The sequence below is a fragment of the Halothiobacillus sp. genome, from assembly GCF_027346185.1.
Classification (GTDB): Bacteria; Pseudomonadota; Gammaproteobacteria; order Halothiobacillales; family Halothiobacillaceae; genus Halothiobacillus.
The window spans coordinates 1-20,258 of record NZ_DAIESY010000011.1; the positions used below are offsets into that span (position 1 = coordinate 1).

20 protein-coding genes and 1 pseudogene are annotated in these 20,258 nt (G+C 53.6%); 5 read left to right on the forward strand and 16 right to left on the reverse strand.

From position 1 onward, the window contains the following. From M7R55_RS01075 to purU, 12 genes and pseudogenes are all read right to left on the reverse strand, one after another. On the reverse strand, positions 1-1,052 hold a 1,052-nt coding region (locus M7R55_RS01075), incomplete at its 3' end, for a DedA family protein (RefSeq protein WP_298217718.1). 215 nt (positions 1,053-1,267) lie between these two features. After that, positions 1,268-1,582 (reverse strand): PepSY domain-containing protein, encoded by a 315-nt coding sequence (locus tag M7R55_RS01080; protein WP_298217719.1) that lies wholly within the window; start codon positions 1,580-1,582, stop codon positions 1,268-1,270. A gap of 430 nt (positions 1,583-2,012) precedes the next feature. Then, positions 2,013-2,214 (reverse strand): annotated as a pseudogene (locus M7R55_RS01085) (transposase); the annotation flags it as partial. Positions 2,215-2,339: 125 nt separating this feature from the next. Then, on the reverse strand, positions 2,340-3,704 hold the full coding sequence (locus M7R55_RS01090; RefSeq protein ID WP_298217720.1) for an FMN-binding glutamate synthase family protein: 1,365 nt from the start codon (positions 3,702-3,704) through the stop codon (positions 2,340-2,342). 10 nt (positions 3,705-3,714) lie between these two features. Next, the gene (locus M7R55_RS01095) at positions 3,715-4,404 is read right to left on the reverse strand and encodes a protein glxC (RefSeq protein WP_298217722.1); all 690 of its coding nucleotides are present in this window, start codon (positions 4,402-4,404) and stop codon (positions 3,715-3,717) included. Further along, positions 4,392-5,300, reverse strand: a complete 909-nt coding sequence (locus M7R55_RS01100) for a class II glutamine amidotransferase (RefSeq protein WP_298217723.1) — start codon at positions 5,298-5,300, stop codon at positions 4,392-4,394. The genes M7R55_RS01095 and M7R55_RS01100 overlap by 13 nt, the downstream gene beginning before the upstream one ends. Before the next feature lie 208 nt (positions 5,301-5,508). Further along, on the reverse strand, positions 5,509-6,837 hold the full coding sequence (gene glnT, locus M7R55_RS01105; RefSeq protein WP_298217725.1) for a type III glutamate--ammonia ligase: 1,329 nt from the start codon (positions 6,835-6,837) through the stop codon (positions 5,509-5,511). Between the two features lie 45 nt (positions 6,838-6,882). Beyond that, positions 6,883-7,530 (reverse strand): hypothetical protein, encoded by a 648-nt coding sequence (locus M7R55_RS01110; RefSeq protein ID WP_298217727.1) that lies wholly within the window; start codon positions 7,528-7,530, stop codon positions 6,883-6,885. Beyond that, entirely contained in the window at positions 7,527-10,409 is a 2,883-nt protein-coding gene (locus tag M7R55_RS01115; protein ID WP_298217728.1) for a 2Fe-2S iron-sulfur cluster-binding protein, read from the reverse strand. Before M7R55_RS01115 ends, M7R55_RS01110 begins: the two co-directional genes overlap by 4 nt. Continuing rightward, positions 10,406-10,663 (reverse strand): sarcosine oxidase subunit delta, encoded by a 258-nt coding sequence (locus M7R55_RS01120; RefSeq protein WP_298217729.1) that lies wholly within the window; start codon positions 10,661-10,663, stop codon positions 10,406-10,408. Before M7R55_RS01120 ends, M7R55_RS01115 begins: the two co-directional genes overlap by 4 nt. Positions 10,664-10,675: 12 nt before the next feature. Further along, entirely contained in the window at positions 10,676-11,863 is a 1,188-nt protein-coding gene (locus M7R55_RS01125; protein WP_298217731.1) for an FAD-dependent oxidoreductase, read from the reverse strand. Between the two features lie 65 nt (positions 11,864-11,928). Continuing rightward, positions 11,929-12,789: a formyltetrahydrofolate deformylase gene (gene purU / locus M7R55_RS01130; protein ID WP_298217733.1), complete on the reverse strand. Its 861-nt coding sequence runs from the start codon at positions 12,787-12,789 to the stop codon at positions 11,929-11,931. A 143-nt stretch (positions 12,790-12,932) separates the two neighbouring features. On the opposite strand from purU, the gene M7R55_RS01135 reads away from it, so the two are divergent. Next, the gene (locus M7R55_RS01135; RefSeq protein WP_298217735.1) at positions 12,933-13,532 is read left to right on the forward strand and encodes an XRE family transcriptional regulator; all 600 of its coding nucleotides are present in this window, start codon (positions 12,933-12,935) and stop codon (positions 13,530-13,532) included. A 4-nt stretch (positions 13,533-13,536) separates the two neighbouring features. Beyond that, positions 13,537-13,992, forward strand: a complete 456-nt coding sequence (locus M7R55_RS01140; RefSeq protein ID WP_298217736.1) for a GNAT family N-acetyltransferase — start codon at positions 13,537-13,539, stop codon at positions 13,990-13,992. Positions 13,993-14,281: 289 nt separating this feature from the next. Here M7R55_RS01140 and M7R55_RS01145 read toward each other — a convergent pair whose 3' ends face one another. Next, entirely contained in the window at positions 14,282-15,745 is a 1,464-nt protein-coding gene (locus tag M7R55_RS01145) for an ammonium transporter (protein ID WP_298217737.1), read from the reverse strand. Between the two features lie 11 nt (positions 15,746-15,756). Further along, positions 15,757-16,095 (reverse strand): P-II family nitrogen regulator, encoded by a 339-nt coding sequence (locus M7R55_RS01150; RefSeq protein WP_298217738.1) that lies wholly within the window; start codon positions 16,093-16,095, stop codon positions 15,757-15,759. A gap of 455 nt (positions 16,096-16,550) precedes the next feature. Here M7R55_RS01150 and M7R55_RS01155 point away from each other — a divergent pair, with 455 nt between their 5' ends. Beyond that, positions 16,551-16,817 carry a hypothetical protein gene (locus tag M7R55_RS01155; RefSeq protein ID WP_298217739.1) on the forward strand — a complete coding sequence of 89 codons (267 nt, stop codon included), beginning with the start codon at positions 16,551-16,553 and terminating at the stop codon, positions 16,815-16,817. A gap of 310 nt (positions 16,818-17,127) precedes the next feature. Here the strand turns inward: M7R55_RS01155 and M7R55_RS01160 are convergent, their stop codons facing one another. Both M7R55_RS01160 and M7R55_RS01165 read right to left on the reverse strand, forming a co-directional pair. Beyond that, positions 17,128-17,352, reverse strand: coding sequence for a type II toxin-antitoxin system RelE/ParE family toxin (locus tag M7R55_RS01160; RefSeq protein ID WP_298217740.1), 225 nt, complete (start codon positions 17,350-17,352; stop codon positions 17,128-17,130). Next, on the reverse strand, positions 17,349-17,519 hold the full coding sequence (locus M7R55_RS01165) for a hypothetical protein (RefSeq protein WP_298217741.1): 171 nt from the start codon (positions 17,517-17,519) through the stop codon (positions 17,349-17,351). Before M7R55_RS01165 ends, M7R55_RS01160 begins: the two co-directional genes overlap by 4 nt. A 671-nt stretch (positions 17,520-18,190) precedes the next feature. Here M7R55_RS01165 and M7R55_RS01170 point away from each other — a divergent pair. Beyond that, positions 18,191-19,807 (forward strand): restriction endonuclease, encoded by a 1,617-nt coding sequence (locus tag M7R55_RS01170; RefSeq protein WP_298217744.1) that lies wholly within the window; start codon positions 18,191-18,193, stop codon positions 19,805-19,807. Between the two features lie 64 nt (positions 19,808-19,871). Beyond that, positions 19,872-20,177 carry a hypothetical protein gene (locus M7R55_RS01175; protein ID WP_298217745.1) on the forward strand — a complete coding sequence of 102 codons (306 nt, stop codon included), beginning with the start codon at positions 19,872-19,874 and terminating at the stop codon, positions 20,175-20,177. The last annotated feature ends 81 nt before the right edge of the window (positions 20,178-20,258 follow it).

Sequence of the window (20,258 nt, forward strand, 5' to 3'; positions counted from 1 at the left end):
GCCCATTTGCCGGCAAAGGCAAACAAGGTGCTGCCACTCACCGAGATCAAAAGCGGCAGTATGTAAAATCGTCGCCGCGACAACCACAGCCAAATGCTCGAAACCAGCACAATGGCCACGACGACCTGCCAAACCCCGATATTACTCACCCACATTGCCGCCGTCTCCCACGCGGGGGCGCGTAGCGCGACCATGACTTCGGCCACGCTGTGATCCAGGGCGACAATTGGGTCGGACACGATCAGATCTTCGACAAGGCCACCGAACAACAGCAAAAGATAGAGGAATGCCACGCCGAACAGAGTAAGTGGAAGGCCGCTGAACTGTTGACGGTTCAGGCGTGCTCCAAGAAACCCGAACAAACGCGGATGCGCCCGCACCCTGGCTACTAATTCCGGGTTTTCGCGTAGGGTCTCGGCCAGCGCGTGTGATACAGAAACGACGGCAGCCCACCAAGCCGGGCCATTGCGTAGCATCCAGCGCCGCAGATACCAAAAAAGTAGAACCAAAATCGCAAGTAACGCCACGCCCAATCCGGCCCGTGACATCCATTGCTGCGCCAGCGTCAGGGAACGCGCGAACACGTAGCCCGCGCCAACCCACTGCAGCCCCCAACCCAGGGCGCCGAGCAGATTCCAGATAAAAAACCAGCCACGCGACATACCGACGGTGCCCGCCACAAAGGGCGCAACCTCTTTCAGACTGGGAATGAATCGTGCGAAAAAGACACTTTTTCCACCGTGCTTTGAAAAAAATTCGTGCGCCTTCTCGATGTGCTCACGACGAAGCAACCAAAGCCCGTTTTCTGTCCAGCGACGCCCGTAGCGTCGACCGAGCGTGTAATTGACGTTATCGCCCAGCGTCGCACCGGCCACGGCGAAAATAAACAGCCAGAGGAAACTCGGGCCTCCGCTGCCTGCGGACAAAGCCCCCAACAACAACAACAAGGTAGATCCGGGCAGAAACAACCCGACGACCAGCACCGTTTCTACGAGCGCTGCCAAAAAGGCGATCCAGTAAATCCAGCCACTCAAGTGCTGGATAAAAGGCATCAAAGATTGCAACCACTGATCTAACACATTAATTTCCAGTATTCCTACGGTATATATCGACTTAGAGGCGGTAGAGTCTAATCTACGGTAAAGAAAGTCATATCGTGCTTCGATTACGCTCAGGCTTACCGAACCACGCCTCAGAAAAAAATCCGGCCGCAACAGAGCTTCTGTTGAGAGCCGGATCATTTTTAACTCAAGACTCGATCCGAATGTTAATCGGGATGCGAACTTTCCTTGTCGTTTTCGAGCACAGAACCTGTCTGGGCATCGACGCCAACTTCATAGACAACCTTGTCTGTCCCTTTGATATCGAAAGAATACCGCAACCCGCTACCGCCCTTCTCTTTTTCCAGCTCCTCGTCCGTGATTGTCCCCGGGCGTGCTTTCAGGGCGATGCCCTGGGCTTCAGTCATGGTGATCTTTGCGTGCTTGGCGAGGTTTTCTCCGCTATAGGCCTGCGCGCCAACAATGCCCATCAGCGAAAGGCTGACGCCGGTGATGCTTGCGATGATATAACGTGATTTCATGATACGTACCTCATTGGTTTCAGGTGGTGATCAACGATTTCGTTGATGCAAGATCACCTTAACAAAGGGCACTTATCCACAAGGTGACCGGATCATGAAGACTTGGTAATCCGATATCGGAGTGGAAAACGCTTACTTAGGGGCATTACAGGGAAGTGGTGCCGCGCATCCTGTTTTCGTGCCCTCAGATCATCCATGATCTGAGCCCGCCAAGGCGGATACGGCCCTCAAATCATCCTGTTTTCGTGCCCTCAGATCATCCATGATCTGAGCCCACCAAGGCGGATGCGGTAATCAAATCAATCGCATATGTGCGATTTGAATAATTTTCTTTTGGGGCGTGAGTTCATTGCGGCTGGATACATCTCCGTATCTCGAACTTGATAAGCTCCTCGGCATACATTTTCTTCAGCCGACGGTTCTCCTCTTACAGTTCCCTGAGCCGCGCCATCAATGACGCATCCATGCCGCCAAATTTGGAACGCCATATACAATAAGGTGGCGCTGCTCATGCCATGCTCCCAGCGTCAAGCCTGGCACAAGGCTAGGCACAAGCTTGGCATGGGCGAGCCAGCCTCTGTCTGCTTGAGGATGCTCAGTATCTGACTATCGGTATATCGTGAATTTTTTATCGGAAATCCCCTGCGTTTACTTCTCGAGAAAATTCCACTTCTGAATACCGCTATTTTCTGGGGGGATTACCCATTTGCACATACCCCATTCAATAATTGAGTAAATTGTTTACAAGGCAAGTTGATCAGTAACCTGCCATACCAGGGACCCAGTCCGTTCCAGCAAGAGGCAGGCGCGCCATTGCCGCAGCCTCTACGGTTAAAGCAACCAAATCCTCTCTTTCCAAGTGATGAACATTCTGCTTGCCGCAAGCGCGAGCGATAGTAGTCAGCTCCATATTCAGGGTTTTCAGATAATTACGCAGGCGTTTGGCGCCAATCTCCGGCTGAAGTCGCTGCTCGAGGATGGCATCTTGGGTTGTGATGCCCACGGGGCATTTGCCCGTGTGGCAGTGATGACAAAAGCCAGGCGCCGTTCCCAATGCCGCATAGTCTTTTTCAGCAGATAGATGTTGTCCGTTCTGGATGTATGACTCGCTGTTGCAGCCTAGGGCGACCAGCACGCCTTGGCCGATGGCAACAGCATCCGCCCCCATGGCCAATGCCTTGGCGACATCGGCCCCGGTACGAATCCCTCCGGAAACAATCAACTGCACGGTACCTTTCATATTAAGGTCCTCTAATGCTTCGACTGCCTGTCGCAGCGCTGCCAAAGTCGGGATTCCGACATGCTCAATAAAACAGGTCTGTGTGGCCGCCGTTCCGCCTTGCATACCATCTACCACAATCACATCAGCGCCCGCGTGAACGGCCAATTTGACATCGTGAAAGGTTCGGGTCGCCCCCACCTTGACGTAGATAGGTTTCTCCCAATCCGTCATCTCGCGCAATTCATGAATTTTGATAGCCAGATCGTCTGGACCCGTCCAGTCCGGATGACGACAGGCCGAGCGCTGATCGATGCCTTCTGGCAAGGCACGCATCTTAGCGACGCGCGAACTGACCTTCTGTCCTAACAACATACCGCCGCCGCCCGGTTTTGCACCTTGCCCGATGACAACTTCGATCGCATCTGCCCGACGGACATCGTCTGGATTGAAGCCATAACGAGAAGGTAGGCACTGATAAACCAGCGTTTTGGAAGATAGACGCTCTTCCTGGGTCATCCCGCCATCCCCGGTAGTCGTTGAGGTACCCAACTCAGAAGCGGCACGACCTAATGATTCCTTGACATGGGCCGAGAGCGAACCAAAGCTCATGCCGGCAATGGTGATCGGAATTTCAAGTTCGATGGGTTTCTTCGCAAAACGAGTACCAAGCAGGGTTTTAGTGACGCACTTTTCTCGGTAACCCTCAAGTGGGTAGCGCGACAGTGAAGCCCCGAGGAACACTAAATCGTCAAAATTCGGCAACTTGCGCTTAGCGCCTAAGCCTCGAATTTCATAGAGACCGTGGGCAGCCGCATTACGAATATAATCCTGGGTCTTATGATCGTAACCAGCCGATTCTTCACGGGAAATGTGTTTGAGTTGTTCGGGTTTTGTTTCCATAATTGGGTCCTCAATATTCCTGATTGGCGTCGGCGTTCCAGTGATATAACTCGCGCTTGGATGCGATCCGCTTGAACTCACTCGGTGCATGTTCCATTCCGGCCTGAGCCAGCAAATCGGCTACGGCGGCCAGATCGTCTTCGCTCATCGGTTCAATATGGGTGTCAGCGCCGAGTGATTTAATCTTGCCGCGCACATAGATCACTGCTTCATATAGAGAGTCACCAAGAGCATCGCCGGCATCACCGCAAATGACCATGCGCCCCGCCTGTGCCATAAAGGCGGAGAAACTCCCCACGGAACCACCTACCACGATATCGCCGCCTTTGAGAGAGATACCGCAGCGAAGTCCTGCATCGCCGTCGATAACCAGTAGGCCACCGTGCGCGGATGCACCGGCACCGTTGGAGGCGAAGCCTTTGACGTGTACCTTGCCGCTCATCATGTTCTCAGCGACGCCCGTTCCGGCGCTGCCACGGATGATGACGCTGCCGGTCTTGTTCATGCCGCCTGCGTAATAACCGGCATGCCCCTTCACCTCGACTTCTACGGGGCAGTCCAAACCCACAGCGATGTTGTGCGCACCATCGGGATTGAGCACAACAACCTTCTCAACTGCTCCAGTTTTAGCCTCGTGATGCAGAAACTGGTTAAGCTCGCGGAGTGGGGTTGTTGCCAGATCAAAAATCATGCTTTCCATACGTACATCTCCTCGGGCGCGGGCTCGAAAACGTGGGCATTTTTGATGTCAGGTAGATGAGCAAGTGAACGGAATTCCGAGGCAATTGCCACATAATCGTCTGTCTCGGCAACCAAGGCCGGTTTGCAGGCAAAGGGGTCGCGGATCAGCGCCAATTCGTCCGGCGTGCCCATCAGGAAGGTGTAGAAACCATCCAGCTCCTCAAAACCTTTCTGCAGCGCCACCTCCAGATCATCACCCTCGCGCAAGCGCCATTCCAGAAAACGGCAGGCGGCTTCGGTATCGTTATCGGTTTCGAATGTGATGCCATGAGGTTCCAGCATCCGGCGAATGCCATGAGGGTTGGACAGCGAGCCATTGTGCACAAGGCAGAAGTCTTCGCCTGCCGTGAACGGGTGGGCACGTTCTGGGGTTACTGCTGATTCAGTCGCCATCCGCGTATGCCCGACCAGATGGCTGCCTTTCAAGCTCGCAAAGTCGTAGCGTGCAGCTACTTCCGCCGGGGTTCCAATATCTTTATAGAGGTCGATGCTCCGCCCAGTCGACAGAAACTGCAACTTCGAATGATGCTCCTTAATCCATCGCTTGATGGCTTCGGGATCGAAGCTAGTGGTCAGAATGGCGTGATTGCCCCGGACATCCACGGTCACCGTGGTGCCCAGATGCGATTTCAGATCGTGTGCCAAACCCTGCCAGTTGAAATCGGCGCCAGCCTCGGTCAACCCGGAATAGACGCTGATCTTGCGCTCGCCGACCGGCAGGGGGGGCGTGAATACCGCCAGGCCGGCCGAATCAGAGCCGCGCTCGGTCATGCCGATCAGCATCGGCACCATCAACTCACCCAGCCGCGCGCGCAGAGGCGGTGACTTAACCAATAATCCAACAATTCCACACATGATGTTCTCCCATCGCTAAGGACAGCCCAGTGGGGCGGGCTGTGGTGTGAGTCTTAGGGAAGCGCTGATTTATTCAGCGCTTCCCGCTTGGGGCAGGATGCTCCAACACGAACAAAGACGTAAGTCTTTGATTCGTGAGAGCCATCGCGGGCGTGCACCGCGATGAGCGAGCTGATTTATTCCAAGGACGGAATAAATCAGCATATCCCTAGAAAAATTCCAGATAATTCTTGATTTCCCAGTCCGAAACATGCCGCATGTATTCCACCCACTCCATGTGTTTGAGCTTGAGGAACTCTGCCGCCACCGGGCCGAGCGCGGCGCAGAGCACGGCGTCTTCCTCCAACGCTTTTAATGCTTCATGCAGATTCTGTGGCAGAATCTCGATACCCTCGTTTTTCAAATCTGCGGGTGACAAATCATAAAGATTCATGTTGTGCGGCTTACCGGGGTCCAAATTTTTTTCAATACCATCCAGGCCCGCAGCAATGACCGCGGCGGTCGCCAAATAGGGGTTGCATGATCCGTCCGGTAGACGCAATTCGAGACGCCCCCCCGGAATGCGAATCAGAGAAGAACGGTTGTTGTCGCCATAGCCGATATAGGCCGGTGCCCAGGTTGCACCGGTCAGCGACCGACCAACCACCAGCCGCTTATAGGAATTGACGGTTGGCGCGCAGATCGCAGCCAGTGCAGGTGCGTGCCTGAGCACACCCGCCATGAATTGATAGGCCAGTTTCGACAGATCCATACCCTGAGGGTCGTTCTTGTCCTGGAACAGGTTGCGTTGACCGTCGCCAAGCGACATGTGCATATGCATGCCATTGCCCGGACTGGTCGCAAATGGCTTGGGCATGAAGGAGCAGATCAAGCCCATTTCGTTGGCGATTTCGCAGGCCGCCATCTTGAAGAAAATGTAGTTGTCGCAGGAGCTGAGGCAGTCTTCGAAAGCGTAATTGATCTCGAACTGGCCGTTGGCATCCTCATGGTCGATCTGATAGGCATCGATCCCGACCGCCTTGATGCTGTCGGTGAGTTTTTCCAGAAAGGCGCGCGAACGGGACAACCCCTTGTAGTCGTAGCATGGTTTGGCCTGCGTGTCGCTGTTGTCATACGGTTGGATCTGGCCATCTGGCCCCTTTTTGAGCAACGAAAACTCGGGTTCCAAGCCAGTGTAGAAAGTCAGGCCCTTTTCTTCCAGGTGCTTCAACTGATTTTTCAGCGTAACGCGGGCATCAATGGCCCACGGCTCATCATGGACGTGCCCATCGCAGACAATGCGGGCGTAGCCGGGTTGCCAAGGTACGAGAGATAACGTATCAAGATCGCCAACCGCCATGTAGTCCGGCCCATGTGGTTCGATGCCCATCCCCCAGATAGCGAACCCGGCGAACCCAGCACCCTGGGTGATGATGTCGTCGAAGTGGTCCACTGGCACAGACTTGGCCCTGGCGGTGCCGTGAATATCAACAAACTGGGCAAGGACGTATTTAACGTTATTGTCCGCAAGAAATACCTTCGCTTCAGCAGGGGTCATGTTAGCTCTCCCAAATGGGGTTTGAAGTGATGGGGGTAAACGGGTTCATGGCAGAGCATCCAGACCAATGCCGCCACCACCGAGCTCTTCTGCGATGCCCGTCAGGGTTTCCCAGAGATAAGGGCCGTAGGTGCCATCGCACCACAGTCGAAAAACGGGGTGGATTTTGTCACCGGTAGCAAGTACCAGGATGCTGACGCCGGCCATCGAGGTCAGCACCAGTTGTTCAGGGTCGGCAGCCAGACAGCGAAAATCGACATTGCAGGTCTGCAACAGGAGCTCGTTGACCCGGCTGCCGCAAAGCGCGAAGGCCGCATCCTGACGCAGCACCGGATAGACTCCTGGCGAGCGTGGGGTTTGCATGATTTGCGCGACGAGCGTTGGGTTGCTCTCGATCAAATATTCGGTTCGGCCCAGGCGACTGATCAGCCCGCCATCGGGGAGCGCGAGCCAGCTGTTCGGGCGGGATGGTAGCGGCAGCCCCAGATCGGCTAGCCATCCTGCTGCGCCAGCACCCTTGGCGCCCGTGCGCGGCAGATGTGAAAGGTCGGCAACGCCAAGCAGGGTGGCTTTTTGCGGATCGCGGGCATCAAACTTTCGAACTGAAGGTGGTAACGAATCCGAGTCACTCCATGCAGAGGCTTTAGCCAGCAGGACATCGTGGATTGGACTCAATGGTGAGGGGCTTTTCATGCGGGCTCCTTCTGCTTGAGGTTGTCCGGATCGTAGAAGGGGGTTCTGGCAATTTTGGCCGAAACCGTAGTGCGATCGGTCAGACGAATATTGATTGTGGTGTTTGCCTCGGCCAGTTCCGGGCGGACGAAGGCCAGACCGATATGGCACCCGAGCGTTGCACTCCAGGCGATGCTCGTTACCCGCCCGGCAATCTCGCCGCGGTCGATCACCAAATGACATTCTTGCGGCACCGAACTGTTGAATTGGGCATCAAGGATGAAGCCGACCAGCTTCTGCTTGCGAGTCTGGCGGTCAATGACACGCAGACTGCGCTGGCCGATGAAGAAAGGTTTGTTCATCTTCAAAGCCCATTCCAAGCCGACATCGAACGGATTGGTAAGGCCATCGGTATCTTGGCCGATGATGATGTGTCCCTTCTCAAGGCGAAGCAGTCGCTGCGCTTCGACTCCAAACGGTCGAAGATCAAATTCCTTGCCGGCCGCAATCAGGGCATCCCAGATCGCGCAGCCCTGATTGGCCGGAACGTGGATTTCGTAGCCCCATTCTCCGACAAAACCAACCCGCATCAGTCGGGCTGGAATACCTGCTACGACGCCCTCCCTCAAGGCGAGGTAAGGGAAGGCCGCAGCAGACAGATCTAGTGGGGTCAATCGGGAAAGTAGTGCGCGCGATTGAGGTCCGGCAAGATTCACTGCGGCAAACGATCCCGTGTGATTGACGATGCCACAGTCGAGCTGCCACATCGTATTCAGTCGCGATAACTCGCGATAAATGGTGGCCGCGCCAGATGTCGTCGTCGTGAAATAGAAATGATCTTCGGCCAGACGGCCAACCACACCGTCGTCCACTACCACGCCAGACTCGTCACACATGACTGCGTAACGGGTCATGCCAACCTTGAGGTTCGCGTAATTGGAGATGTAAACCCGCTCCAACAACTCGGCAGCTTGCGGACCGATGACTTCGAGTTTTCCGAGCGTACCGACATCGATCAGGCCCACGTTCTGGCGCACGGCCACAGCTTCATCCTGGATACATTGCAGCCGATCCTTGCCTGCGCGCCGGTAATATTCCGGCCGTTGCCAGACCCCGGCCATCATCCATTCAGCACCAAAAGCCGTGTGGCGGGAATGCATTGGCGTGCGCCGCTCCGGGCTAAATCCCCGGCCACCGAGCAGCGACATCGGCACCGGATGAAAGAATGGGCGGGATGTGGTGGTGCCGACTTCCTGCGGTTCTTTGCCGGTCAACTTCGCGAGAATACGCAGGGCATTCATGTTCGAATGTTTGCCCTGACTCGGCCCCATGCCGACCGTGGAAAACCGTTTCAGCAGTTCAATATTGTCGAACCCTTCCTGGACTGCGTTCTCGAAATCCTTGAGCTGAAGATCCTCGTCGAAATCAACAAAATTTTTACCCTGCGGATGCGCGACGATCGGCCAAGGATGGGTTGGGCATTCCGTCTCGGCCGGAATGACAATCTCCCGGATATCACCAAAACCGGCGTGTGCGGCGGCGGCGCTTCCGGCGCGCTGACCATCCAGTCGGCGCGCGGACAGCGTATGTACACCATTGACCCGACCACAGGCAAAAACACCGGGCGGCAGAATGTCGGGTACGAACTGTTCAAGTGATTGTGTGTAACGCATGCGGGTCCCGGCTTGGTAGAGCAGGTTGGCAGCCGGCGCCCAACCGACACTCATGACAATCCCGTCGCAAGGCAATGTTTCAGATTCGGATTTGCCATTGCCTACCCGTGCGCCTGCCACCGATTTCCCCTTCGCACCCGGCAGCGCTTCAATAATGCGATACCCAGATAGCACACGAATTCCCAGAGCGATGACCCTCTGTTCGGGCTCGCCGTCCAAGTGGTCCGGGCGTAAATCCACTACGGCTACCACTTCAACGCCCTGTGCAGAGAGATCTAATGCCGCCCGGTAGCCATCCTGATTGGCCGTGAGTACTACGGCTCGCTGCATTGGACGCACCGCATAACGATAGAGCAATCGTTGCGCAGCGGAAGCCAGCATAATCCCCGGCAGATCATTGTTGCGGAACACGGCGGGCTGTTCATAACCCCCTGTGGCAACCACCACGCTTTTCGCGCGCATTTTGATTAACACATCACTACAAACCAGCGCAATCCAGTGATCGGTGTAATAACCAGCAGCATAAGTATTGGTGAGTAACCGAATTCGGGGATGAGCCAGCACCTTGTTCAGCTGCTCAGTCATTTGTTCCATTCGGGAAGCTTCTGCACCGAGGGCATAACCACCGCTCCCGCCAGCACGGTTGTTTTCGTCAATAAGGGTTACTTCCGCACCCTGTTCGGCTGCAGTCAGTGCGGCAACAAGCCCGGATGCCCCGGCACCAATGACCAGAACGTCGCAAAAATCGTAACGTTTTGGCGTGCGAATGTGTGGCGTGTCAAAACTGACCTTACCTAGGCCGGTCATGCCACGGAACATCCGTTCCCACAATGGGAACAGAAGTTTGCTGTGGAAGGCCTTGTAATAGAAGCCCACGGGCATGAAGCGTGCGAAGGTGCCCAATATCCTGGCCTTGTCAGAGTCCAAACCGCCAAATGTATTCACAGCCGTGAGATTCATGTTTGCTTGTAGCTGCGTGACATCCGCACGCACATTGGGGCGATCACCCCACTGACAGACAGCGTTGACATCATGGTTGGCCAACGACAATACGCCGCGCGCCCGGTGATATTTAAAGCTCCGACCGAGCACTTTTTCACCTGCTCCAAGCAAGGCGCTTGAAATGGTGTCGCCCGCATAGCCTTGATATGTCTTTCCTTCAAAGGTAAAAGGAACCACCGTGCTGCGGTCGATCCATTCACCCGGAACGGGCGGTAAGCGAATCACGATTCATCTCCGATTAGGTAAGTGCGTAAAACCCAATCTTTTGCGGTATCCCGCTCTGCAACGAACCAAGTATTGCTGGCGATATGACACCACCATTCCTTCTTGACGCCGGGTGCGCCATTACGGTTGAAGACATAATCGGCCCAAACATCGTCGCTGCAGGTATCTGGATCGGGCATCGGCCGGATTTCCCCCCAATAAAAGAACTCAGAAACCGGGCGAGGGCCGTTAATCGGGCAAGTCATGATTTTCATGCGTCGGATCTCCTAATGGCCCACCGATGCAGCGCCTTTTTCGCCGGTAAGCGAATAGTTGCGGAAGCGATCGAGGGAAAAACCATGGATCAAAGGATGAGGTTTATCGGTGGCAACGGTGTGCGCCATGGTCTTGCCGCTGACTGGGGTTGCCTTGAATCCCCAGGTACCCCAACCCGCATCGAGATAGAAGCCCTCGATGGGCGTTTTCCCCATGACAGGTGCAAAATCCGGCGTCATGTCTGCCATCCCAGCCCATTGACGCATGACCTTGACATGCGACAGGAAAGGGAACATGTCGAGCATGTGTGCAGACAGGCCTTCGGTAAAATCGAGCGTGGATCGCGTTGAGTGCAATTCATAAGGATCAAGCGAGGCACCCATGACCAGTTCGCCACGCGCAGACTGACTGACATAGATGTGCAGGCTGCCTGAAACGAGGATCGGATCGAGCCAAGGTTTGAGCGGCTCACTCACCATCGCCTGTAATGGATGAATGTATATCGGTGTTTTGAGATCGACCATGTCGAGAATACGGGGCGTGAACCCCGCCACGGCACAGAGGACCTTGTTGGTGGCGATGTAGCCACGCGAAGTCTGAACACCACAGACTTTTCCGCCTTTGATATCGATACTCAGCACTTCGGTCTGCTGGTGAATCTCGGCGCCGCGCTGATCAGCGCCGCGACCATATCCCCATGCGACAGCATCGTGGCGAGCCACTGATCCCGGCGCATGGTAGAGCGCACCTAAAATCGGCGCGTGACCACCGCAGGAAAGGTCGATCATTGGTACCGACTTTTTGACAAAATCTGGTCCAACCACTTCTGAATCAACGCCATAATGCTTGTTCACTTCGGCACGCCAGCGCATGGTGCGCAAGGCTGAGTCGCTGTGGGCCAGCGTGAAATGCCCTCGATTAGCGTAGAACAGGTTGAGATCAAACTCCTGTGAAAGGTCTTTCCACAGATTCACTGACTCATCGTAAAACTTGACACCTTCAGGCGTCAGATAGTTCGATCGAATGATGGTCGTGTTACGGCCAGTATTGCCGCCACCGATGTATCCCTTTTCCAGCACGGCCACATTAGTGATGCCATGATCGCGGCCGAGATAATAAGCAGCGGCAAGACCATGGCCGCCACCGCCGATCACCACCACATCGTACGTTGGCTTGAGGGTGCTATGAGTGGTAAACATCCTTGGCTCAGGATGTTTTTTGGCGGTCGCAAAGCGGAGAAGTCGCCAGGGCATTACATTACTCCTTAACGGAAAACGACGGTCTTGTTGTTAAAGGTAATGACCCGATCTTCGAGGTGATAGCGCAGGCCTCGGGCCAGAACGGCTTTTTCGATATCCTTGCCGTAGCGCACAAGATCGTCCGGTTGATCGGAGTGATCGATTCGAATAACGTCTTGCTCAATGATCGGCCCTTGATCCAGTTCGGAAGTCACAAAGTGGCAGGTGGCGCCAATCAGCTTGACCCCGCGGGCATAGGCCTGGTGATAGGGCTTGGCTCCGACGAAGCTCGGCAGGAAACTGTGATGGATATTGATAATCTGTCCTGGGTATTTCTCGCACATTTGGGGCGGAAGAATCTGCATGTAACGGGCGAGTACCATGACGTCGCCTGCGTTCTCTTCAAACAGATCCATGATTTTCTCGTACGAGGCTTCTTTGGTTTCCGGCGTGACCGGAACGTAATGAAATGGGATGCCGTGCCATTCGACCAGTCCGCGAAAGGTCTCGTGGTTGGAGATGACGCATGGGATTTCAATATTCAACTCGTCTGCATGCCAACGCGCCAGCAGGTCATAGAGACAGTGTTCTTGCCGGGAAACCATGATCACGACACGTTTTTTCTGTGCGCTGTCGGCTACACTCCAAGTCATGTCAAATTCGTCTGCGATCAGTGCGAACTGTTCCCGGAAAGCCTCAATGTTAAAAGGCAATGAGTCGGCTAGGATTTCCAACCGCATGAAAAAACGTCCCACCATTGCATCGGCATGATGATTGGCTTCGGTGATCCACCCCTGATGCTTTGCAACCAGATGGCTAACTGCTGCAACGATTCCAACACGGTCTGGACAAGACAGTTTGAGAACAAATCGACGAGCCAATGACATGAATAAACTCCCACCTTGATTCATGAGGGTAAACTATAGTTCTCATGGTGCACAACGCATTGTGTTTGGTCAACTTTTTTTTCTATAATGAAACACTCGTGCTGATGTTTTAATGTAAACCTTTGTTATATAGGTAATAGATCGTGTCTGAATCATCCAGCGAAGGTAGTCTAGAGCGCTATCTCGGAAATGCTATTCGGGATATCCGCCAGAAACATGGTCTAACGATCGCCGATGTCGCCAATCTTGCAGGGATCAGCCGAGGGATGTTGTCCAAAATTGAGAATGCCCAAACTGCAACGAGCCTGGAAACATTGACACGTCTCTCCCAAGCGCTTGGTGTCTCACTGGCAAAGTTGTTCAGTGGTTTCGATGACAGAACTGGGAGTGCTCAACTCGTAAAAAGCGGGGAAGGCATGGAAGTTGTCCGGCGCGGCACCAAGAAAGGGCACACCTATCATTTGTTGGCTTACGACCGTGGGCCTCGTAAAGTGTTCGAACCATTCCTTATAACAATCGATGAAGAGTCGGAAACTTTCCCCTCATTCGAACATCCTGGTGTTGAATTTATTTATATGCTCGAAGGCATTGTTCAATATCGTCATGGCAAGGAGCGTTACCTATTGCATCCCGGTGATGCGCTGACTTTCGATGCGAAAGTACCCCATGGACCAGACAAGATGGTTCAATGTCCTATTCGTTTTCTGACGGTGTTGATGTATCCGCATGCGGACGAGGAGTAGGCGCATGGATTTTCATATTGGGCCTGCAACCTCGGAAGATATTGATGCGCTGGTGGCACTGTTGTTTGCGCTTTTTTCTATTGAGCAGGATTTCGTGCCTGATGAAGTAGCCCAGCGCCGTGGCTTGGCGTTGTTGTTAGCTTATCCTTTACAAGGTCGAATTTTTGTTGCCCGTCATACCCAGCAAGGTGTGGTCGGAATGGTTAGCGCACAACTCGTGAGTTCGACGGCGATTGGTGAACGATCTGCCTGGATCGAAGATATGGTGGTGCACGAAGATTTTCGCGGGCAAGGTATCGGTAAGGCTTTGCTTGCGCATGTTAGTGAATGGGCAAAGGAAAACAGAGTCGGCCGGCTGCAATTGTTAGCTGATGCCGATAATGAGTCAGCACTGGGTTTTTATGATCAACTCGGCTGGCAACCTACTCGCTTGTTCGCTTGGAAAAAAATCGTGCTCTGATTCCCCCTGCGGCGAGAGATCATGGAACCGATATAGAGTAAAAATATCCCGAAAACAAAAGGGCGCACAAGGCGCCCTCTTTTTCAGGTTTTGATTCTGTGGAACCTCTGCACGAATCCATCCATGGCCTCGTGCAGAAACGCACAAGTCGGTACATACCCGTCTTGTGCTCGGCATTTCAATGACTTACGTCATTGAGCGGCTGGGCATCCATGCCCTGCACGGGAAAGCCTGCATTCGTGCAGACCTTCCCTAGAGAACCTTGAAAGGTTTTTCGAGGTTCTCTCTATTAATGGTGATAAGCCGATTCACCATGTGAAGCAATATCAAGACCTTCACGCTCTTCTTCTTCGCTTACGCGCAGGCCGATGAATTTATCGACTAGTTTAAAGGCGATAAATGCCACCAATCCCGACCAGATCAGCGTAGTACCCACACCCCAGAATTGAGTGATGACTTGCGAAACAATGTTGTAATCACCAACTTTGCCAGCTACATAGTCATAAACACCTGATCCACCCAGAATCGGCGCGGCAAACACACCTGTCAAGATAGCACCCAGGATTCCACCGACACAATGAACGCCAAACACGTCCAGTGTGTCGTCAATGCCGAGCCAGCGCTTGAGACCATTGACGCCCCAGAAGCATACCAATCCCCCCAAAAAACCCATGATAATGCTACCCATTGGGCCTACGAAACCACAGGCCGGTGTAATCACAACCAAGCCTGAAATAGCACCTGAGACTGCGCCCAACATTGAAGGCTTGCCTTTACGTATCCCTTCGATAAGCGACCAAGAAACCGTTGCGGCGCAGGTGGCAAGCAAGGTGTTCATGAAAACGAGGCCTGCTACACCGTTCGCTTCAAGATTTGAGCCCACATTGAAACCGAACCAACCGACCCAAAGAAGAGAGCCCCCGATCATAGTCATTGTCAAACTATGTGGTGCCATTGTTTCTTTGCCATAACCAATGCGTTTACCAATCACGTAGGCACCAACCAACGCCGCTATACCCGCATTGATATGGACTACTGTTCCGCCTGCGAAATCCAGCACTCCCTTCTGGAATAGGAATCCGGCTGTCGCGCTGGCCGCATCAGCAGCAGCCTGAGTGGTATAAGCATCAGGGCCGGCCCAATACCAAACCATATGCGCGACAGGCAAATAAGCAAACGTAAACCAAAGCACCATGAATGCGAGAACAGCTGTGAATTTTATCCTTTCGGCAAAACCACCAACGATCAGGGCAGGCGTTATCGCCGCAAAGGTCAACTGGAAGGCAATATAAATGTATTCGGGAATTACGACGCCCTTACTGAAAGTCGCCGCCACCGAGTCAGGGGTTACGCCTTGTAGGAACAGCTTGCTGAATCCACCGATAAAGGAATTGCCTTCTGTGAAGGCAAGAGAGTAGCCATACACCGCCCATAAAACACCGAGCAGACAAAACGTTACTAAGGTCTGCATCAGAATCGACAGCATGTTTTTACTGCGAACCATCCCGCCATAAAACAGGCCCAATCCTGGCGCTGCCATCATGACGACTAGCAAGGTCGCAACGATCATCCAAGCCATATCGCCCTTATTCAATGTTGGATCAGGCAACGCTACTGGCGCAGCGGCGGGCGTTGCTTCAGTAGTTACTGCGACTGCAGCAGGAGGGGTGGATGCAGTAGTGTCTGCTGCGAAAGAAGGCAGATCAAATATCAGCACCGAAAGAAAGATAACTAACGAGATCAAACGTTTCATAATAAATCTCCTTACAATGCATCATGACCGGTTTCACCGGTTCGAATGCGTATAACCTGTTCCAGAACAGAGACGAAAATTTTCCCATCACCAATTTTTCCGGTCGACGCCGACTCAAGAAGAGTTGCCAAAACCTCATCTAGGGAGTCTGCCTTAACGGCAATCTCTAATTTAATTTTTGGTAGGAAGTCAATGGCGTATTCGGCTCCACGATAGAGTTCCGTATGCCCTTTCTGGCGCCCGAATCCTTTTACCTCAGTTGTCGTAATTCCTTGTACGCCAATGCTTGAAAGTGCACTTCGAACATCATCAAGTTTGAACGGTTTAATTATTGCGGTTACCACTCTCATGGGAGTCTCCCTTGCATCTTTATCAGGTTAAGCTTTGCGCCATGGTTTTGCGGCATAACATCTCCTTGTGCTTTTGGTGAAAAAAAGTTTCACGGTGGGAAAGCAGATTCTGTGCCTACTCTAAAATATTGATAATGAACAACTTAACTTACCTTTGACAGAAGGATCCGCACAGATATCGCGCAATCACCCGCCAAAACCGCCCCAATATGGTGATATTTCATGCGTTCACAGGGACAATCGGGCACCTCGAAAAACCTCACCCAGCCCATGCGCCGTCCGGTAAAACTCGAACCATCTGACCACTACCCGATTTAATCTCGATATAAGAACGCAGCACCTTCAAGACCGACCTATTTGCTGACCAGCATCACAAGCAACCCCTCGACAAGTCGGGTAAGTCACTCCGGAATTGAACAGACCTCCAGAAGCTGGGCAAACTTCAAAGGGGTTTTATGAAGTTGTACAAAACTGAGTTCAAGCTCGAGATTGTCAAAAGTATTTTGGCTGGTGAAGACGGAGTGAAACTGTTGGCACGACAGAGGTCGGTCCAAGCCAAGTATCACGCGAAACTGATTTCCATGCGGCGGAATACGTTGCGCTATTCCGACCTACGCGGGCAGAAGTGGCACATTTTTGAACGCAATGAGCAGGGGCAAATTCATGCGCCGTTTGATGAGCTGGTGCTGGATGTGAAGATGCCGGTGATTGGAGAAGCGTAGAGCTTTGAGTACGTTCAGTGATCCGCGCCCCAGTCGTCCGGACTGTCTTGCAGGATGGATGCGTAGTCTTGCCCACCGTAAAAAATGCCGAGGATGGAAATGAGCTCGTCATTCACACAAAAGGCTATCACCGCGCGTTTCTTGTAGGGGCACCTAGAAAAACCTACTGCGCTGTCAGATTGCAGCGCGTCCTGTTCTCGCACCCTTCCGCCATCCGTGCCGGAAGCCCTGCCGGGTGCGGCGCTTGAATTCGCGTGCTCGTTTTACGCGCAGCTGGCGTAAGCCCGCGGCTCCTTGCACTCGAACATGCTCATGACGGTTTTTCGAGGTGCCCGTAGTTGGTTATACGGAGTCCTGGTCGCACATCGTCGCGTTGTGTACCACGAAGAGGCAGCGTGCACAGGCTTTCACAGTAGCTTACGATAGCTTCGGTGTAGCGCACCGCGATGTCAGGCGTTGCCGCTTCGGCGATGTAATGAAAAAGCGTGCTAAGTTGTTCTCGTGCTTCCGGGCTAAAGACAACACGATAATTCATCGTGTTTTGGCATATTCCGCAGCCAGGCGTGCGCGCATCTGGTCAGCGCTGACGGCACGAGTTGGATCGGCCTGCAATAAGTCATAGGCCGGGGCAACCATCGTGCTTAACCAGTTTTCAACGGCGCGATCCCGAGCCATCAATGCACGCAGACCATCACGAATCACTTCGCTTTAACCGGCGTATTCACCCGTGCGTACTTTGGCCTTCACCACCTCCGCCATGTCGTAGGGCAGTGTGACGCTCATTTGTTTGGTGGTTCGCATAACGGACTCCCTCGTTTTGATAGGATTAAATCCTATTCTTTTGACTCTCAGGCGTCCAATCTTTATTCGTAAACCTTCTGAACATCATCATGAGGCAGAACGGCGGACAACAGACTCCACAATTGCAGCCATCAGCACCCGCGCCACCTGTACGCTGAGGTTGTCGGACAAGCTTATGATCTTGCACCTCAACGGTAGCTTCAGCTATTCGACTGAATGCCATTTTTCTTCACAACCGCCAAAAGACGCAGCGCAGAGCCTCCAGGCTTTTTAACACCACGTTTCCAATCCGAGACGAGATTTTTTGCTCACGTTCATATAGCGTGAGAAAACAGCTTGCGATAGGCATTCACGGTGACGCAGATCACGGATTTATTAAGGCGACGTAATGTGATCTTGTATCCACACGAACGAACCAACCAACCAACGACGTGGTTATGCTCTGGCATTCCGGTACCAGAAAAAGACAGGTATATTGGTGCTTGAAAATCAATCGAGTCTGACTCTATTGATTGATGGATCCAGACCTGCAATCAATCGAGGGAATTATGGCCCGAGGATTTTTGAGCGGCATGAATCGGCTTGTACGGGAAATAGAGCGATCTGCCAGAGCACAACAGCGCGAAATAGAAATGCAACATCGCGTTCAATTGCATGCAGTCCGGGAAGCGGAGCGGGCTCAGCGTGATTACGAGCGTACGGCAAAGGCAGATGAGAAGGAGCGTAAGCGACTTTACATCGAGTCCAATCTAGCTGAAGCCGAAAGTCAGAACGAGCAGATCGAACATTACGTGCAATCACTCAGGCAGATCCTTCTCACAGGATTGAGCCGAGAACCGATGATCGATTTTGCGAAGATGCAGGTGACACCAGCGTATGCCGCGATTGACTTGAGCGATCTCGTCTCGACGTCCCCGGAGCCGCGATGGACTGCCTATGAGCCGGCAAAGCCTAAGGGCGTGGCAGCCCTCTTGCCCTGGGTAAAGAGTGCATACCAAAAGCGATGTGATGCGGCGAAGCAGACCTACGAGCAGGCCTTGCGAGAGTTTCGGACGAAGGAGGACGAACGCCAAATAGCGCTGAAACGACGGCAGTACGAGCACGAGCAAGTTGTGAAGCGTGCCGAGCGCAAGGCCGATGAGCACAACAAAGCCGTCGAGCAGTTGCGCGAAGCGTTCTCAAAAGGCGAACCGGATGCCGTGGCCTCTTACTTTATTACTGTCCTCGGAAGTAGCCCATACCCGGATGGCTTCCCGCAAGAGGTGCAAGCGGAATATCAGACAGAATCGAAACAGCTAATAGTGGCCTATGACCTGCCTGCATATGACACCCTAATTCCAAAGCTAAAGTCGGTGAAGTACGTTAGGACATCGGATTCCTTCTCGAAGAGTGCTCGGCCGGAGAACCAGCGTCGCGCCTTGTACACCGACGTTGTGGCGCAAACTGCATTGCGGTCGATACACGAGGTCTTTCAGTCGGATTCTCGCGGCTACATCGATACTATTGTGTTCAATGGCTACGTCTACGCCACCAATCCCGGAAACGGCAAGCCCATCCACCCGTGCATCGTGACTGTCCGGACTACCCGTGACGCCTTCAGTGAAATCGACTTGGCGCATGTCGAATCCGCTGCCTGTCTAAGGGCGTTGAATGCCACCGTATCGAAAAGCGCGGCGGAGTTGGTGCCGGTCCGCCCTGTGCTCGAGTTGAATATGTCTGATCCACGGTTCATTGAAGAAGGTGATGTGCTTTCGACATTGGATCAACGGCCCAATTTAATGGAACTCACTCCCGGTGAGTTCGAATCGCTGATCACCAACCTATTTCAGGCTATGGGTCTGGAAACGCGGCAAACTCAGCCCTCACGGGATGGCGGCGTAGATTGCATTGCGTTCGATCCACGGCCGATCTTCGGCGGAAAGGTGGTTATCCAAGCCAAGCGGTACAAAAACACTGTCGGGGTGAGCGCGGTACGCGATCTGTTCGGCACGATGCAGAACGAGGGCGCTTCCAAGGGCATCCTGGTTACAACGAGCGGCTATGGCAAGGCAGCGTTTGAGTTCGCAAACGGAAAGCCGATGGAACTTCTGGCAGGCAGCAATTTGTTGTACCTCCTCAAGGAGCACGCGAAAATTGCCGCGAAGATCGTTATGCCAGAGGATTGGAAAGACGTGGGTCCGGATTCTTGATCAAGTTTTGTATCGAGTAATGGGGGTCAGGTCTATCTCCGTAGCACTGGTTCGACCCGCAACCATGATGCTGCGCGAAACCGCCCAGCGCTGGGTGGCGCGCGCCGTCACCGGCGAAGTCACGCTGGAACTGCGCCGTGGCAACGACTACTCCATCCTCAATACCGAAAGCCCCAACCTGGCCTACGCCCCCGAGCGCCTGAGCATGGAAAAGGTGGAAGACGCGCCGTTCAGCCCGCTCGACCGCATCGGCCAGCTCACCCTGCGCAACCTCGACATCACCGACACCCGCGCCAAGCTCGGCATCTACGCCAAGGCCGGGCTGATTTCGCAGAGGGATAGCGCGATCATGCTGGGGGTTGAAGGGTGAGTAGACCTCGACTCGTTAAGGTGGGATTCGATACCCCGATTTCTGACTGTGATAGCTCAATCGCATCACAGCGTGATTATG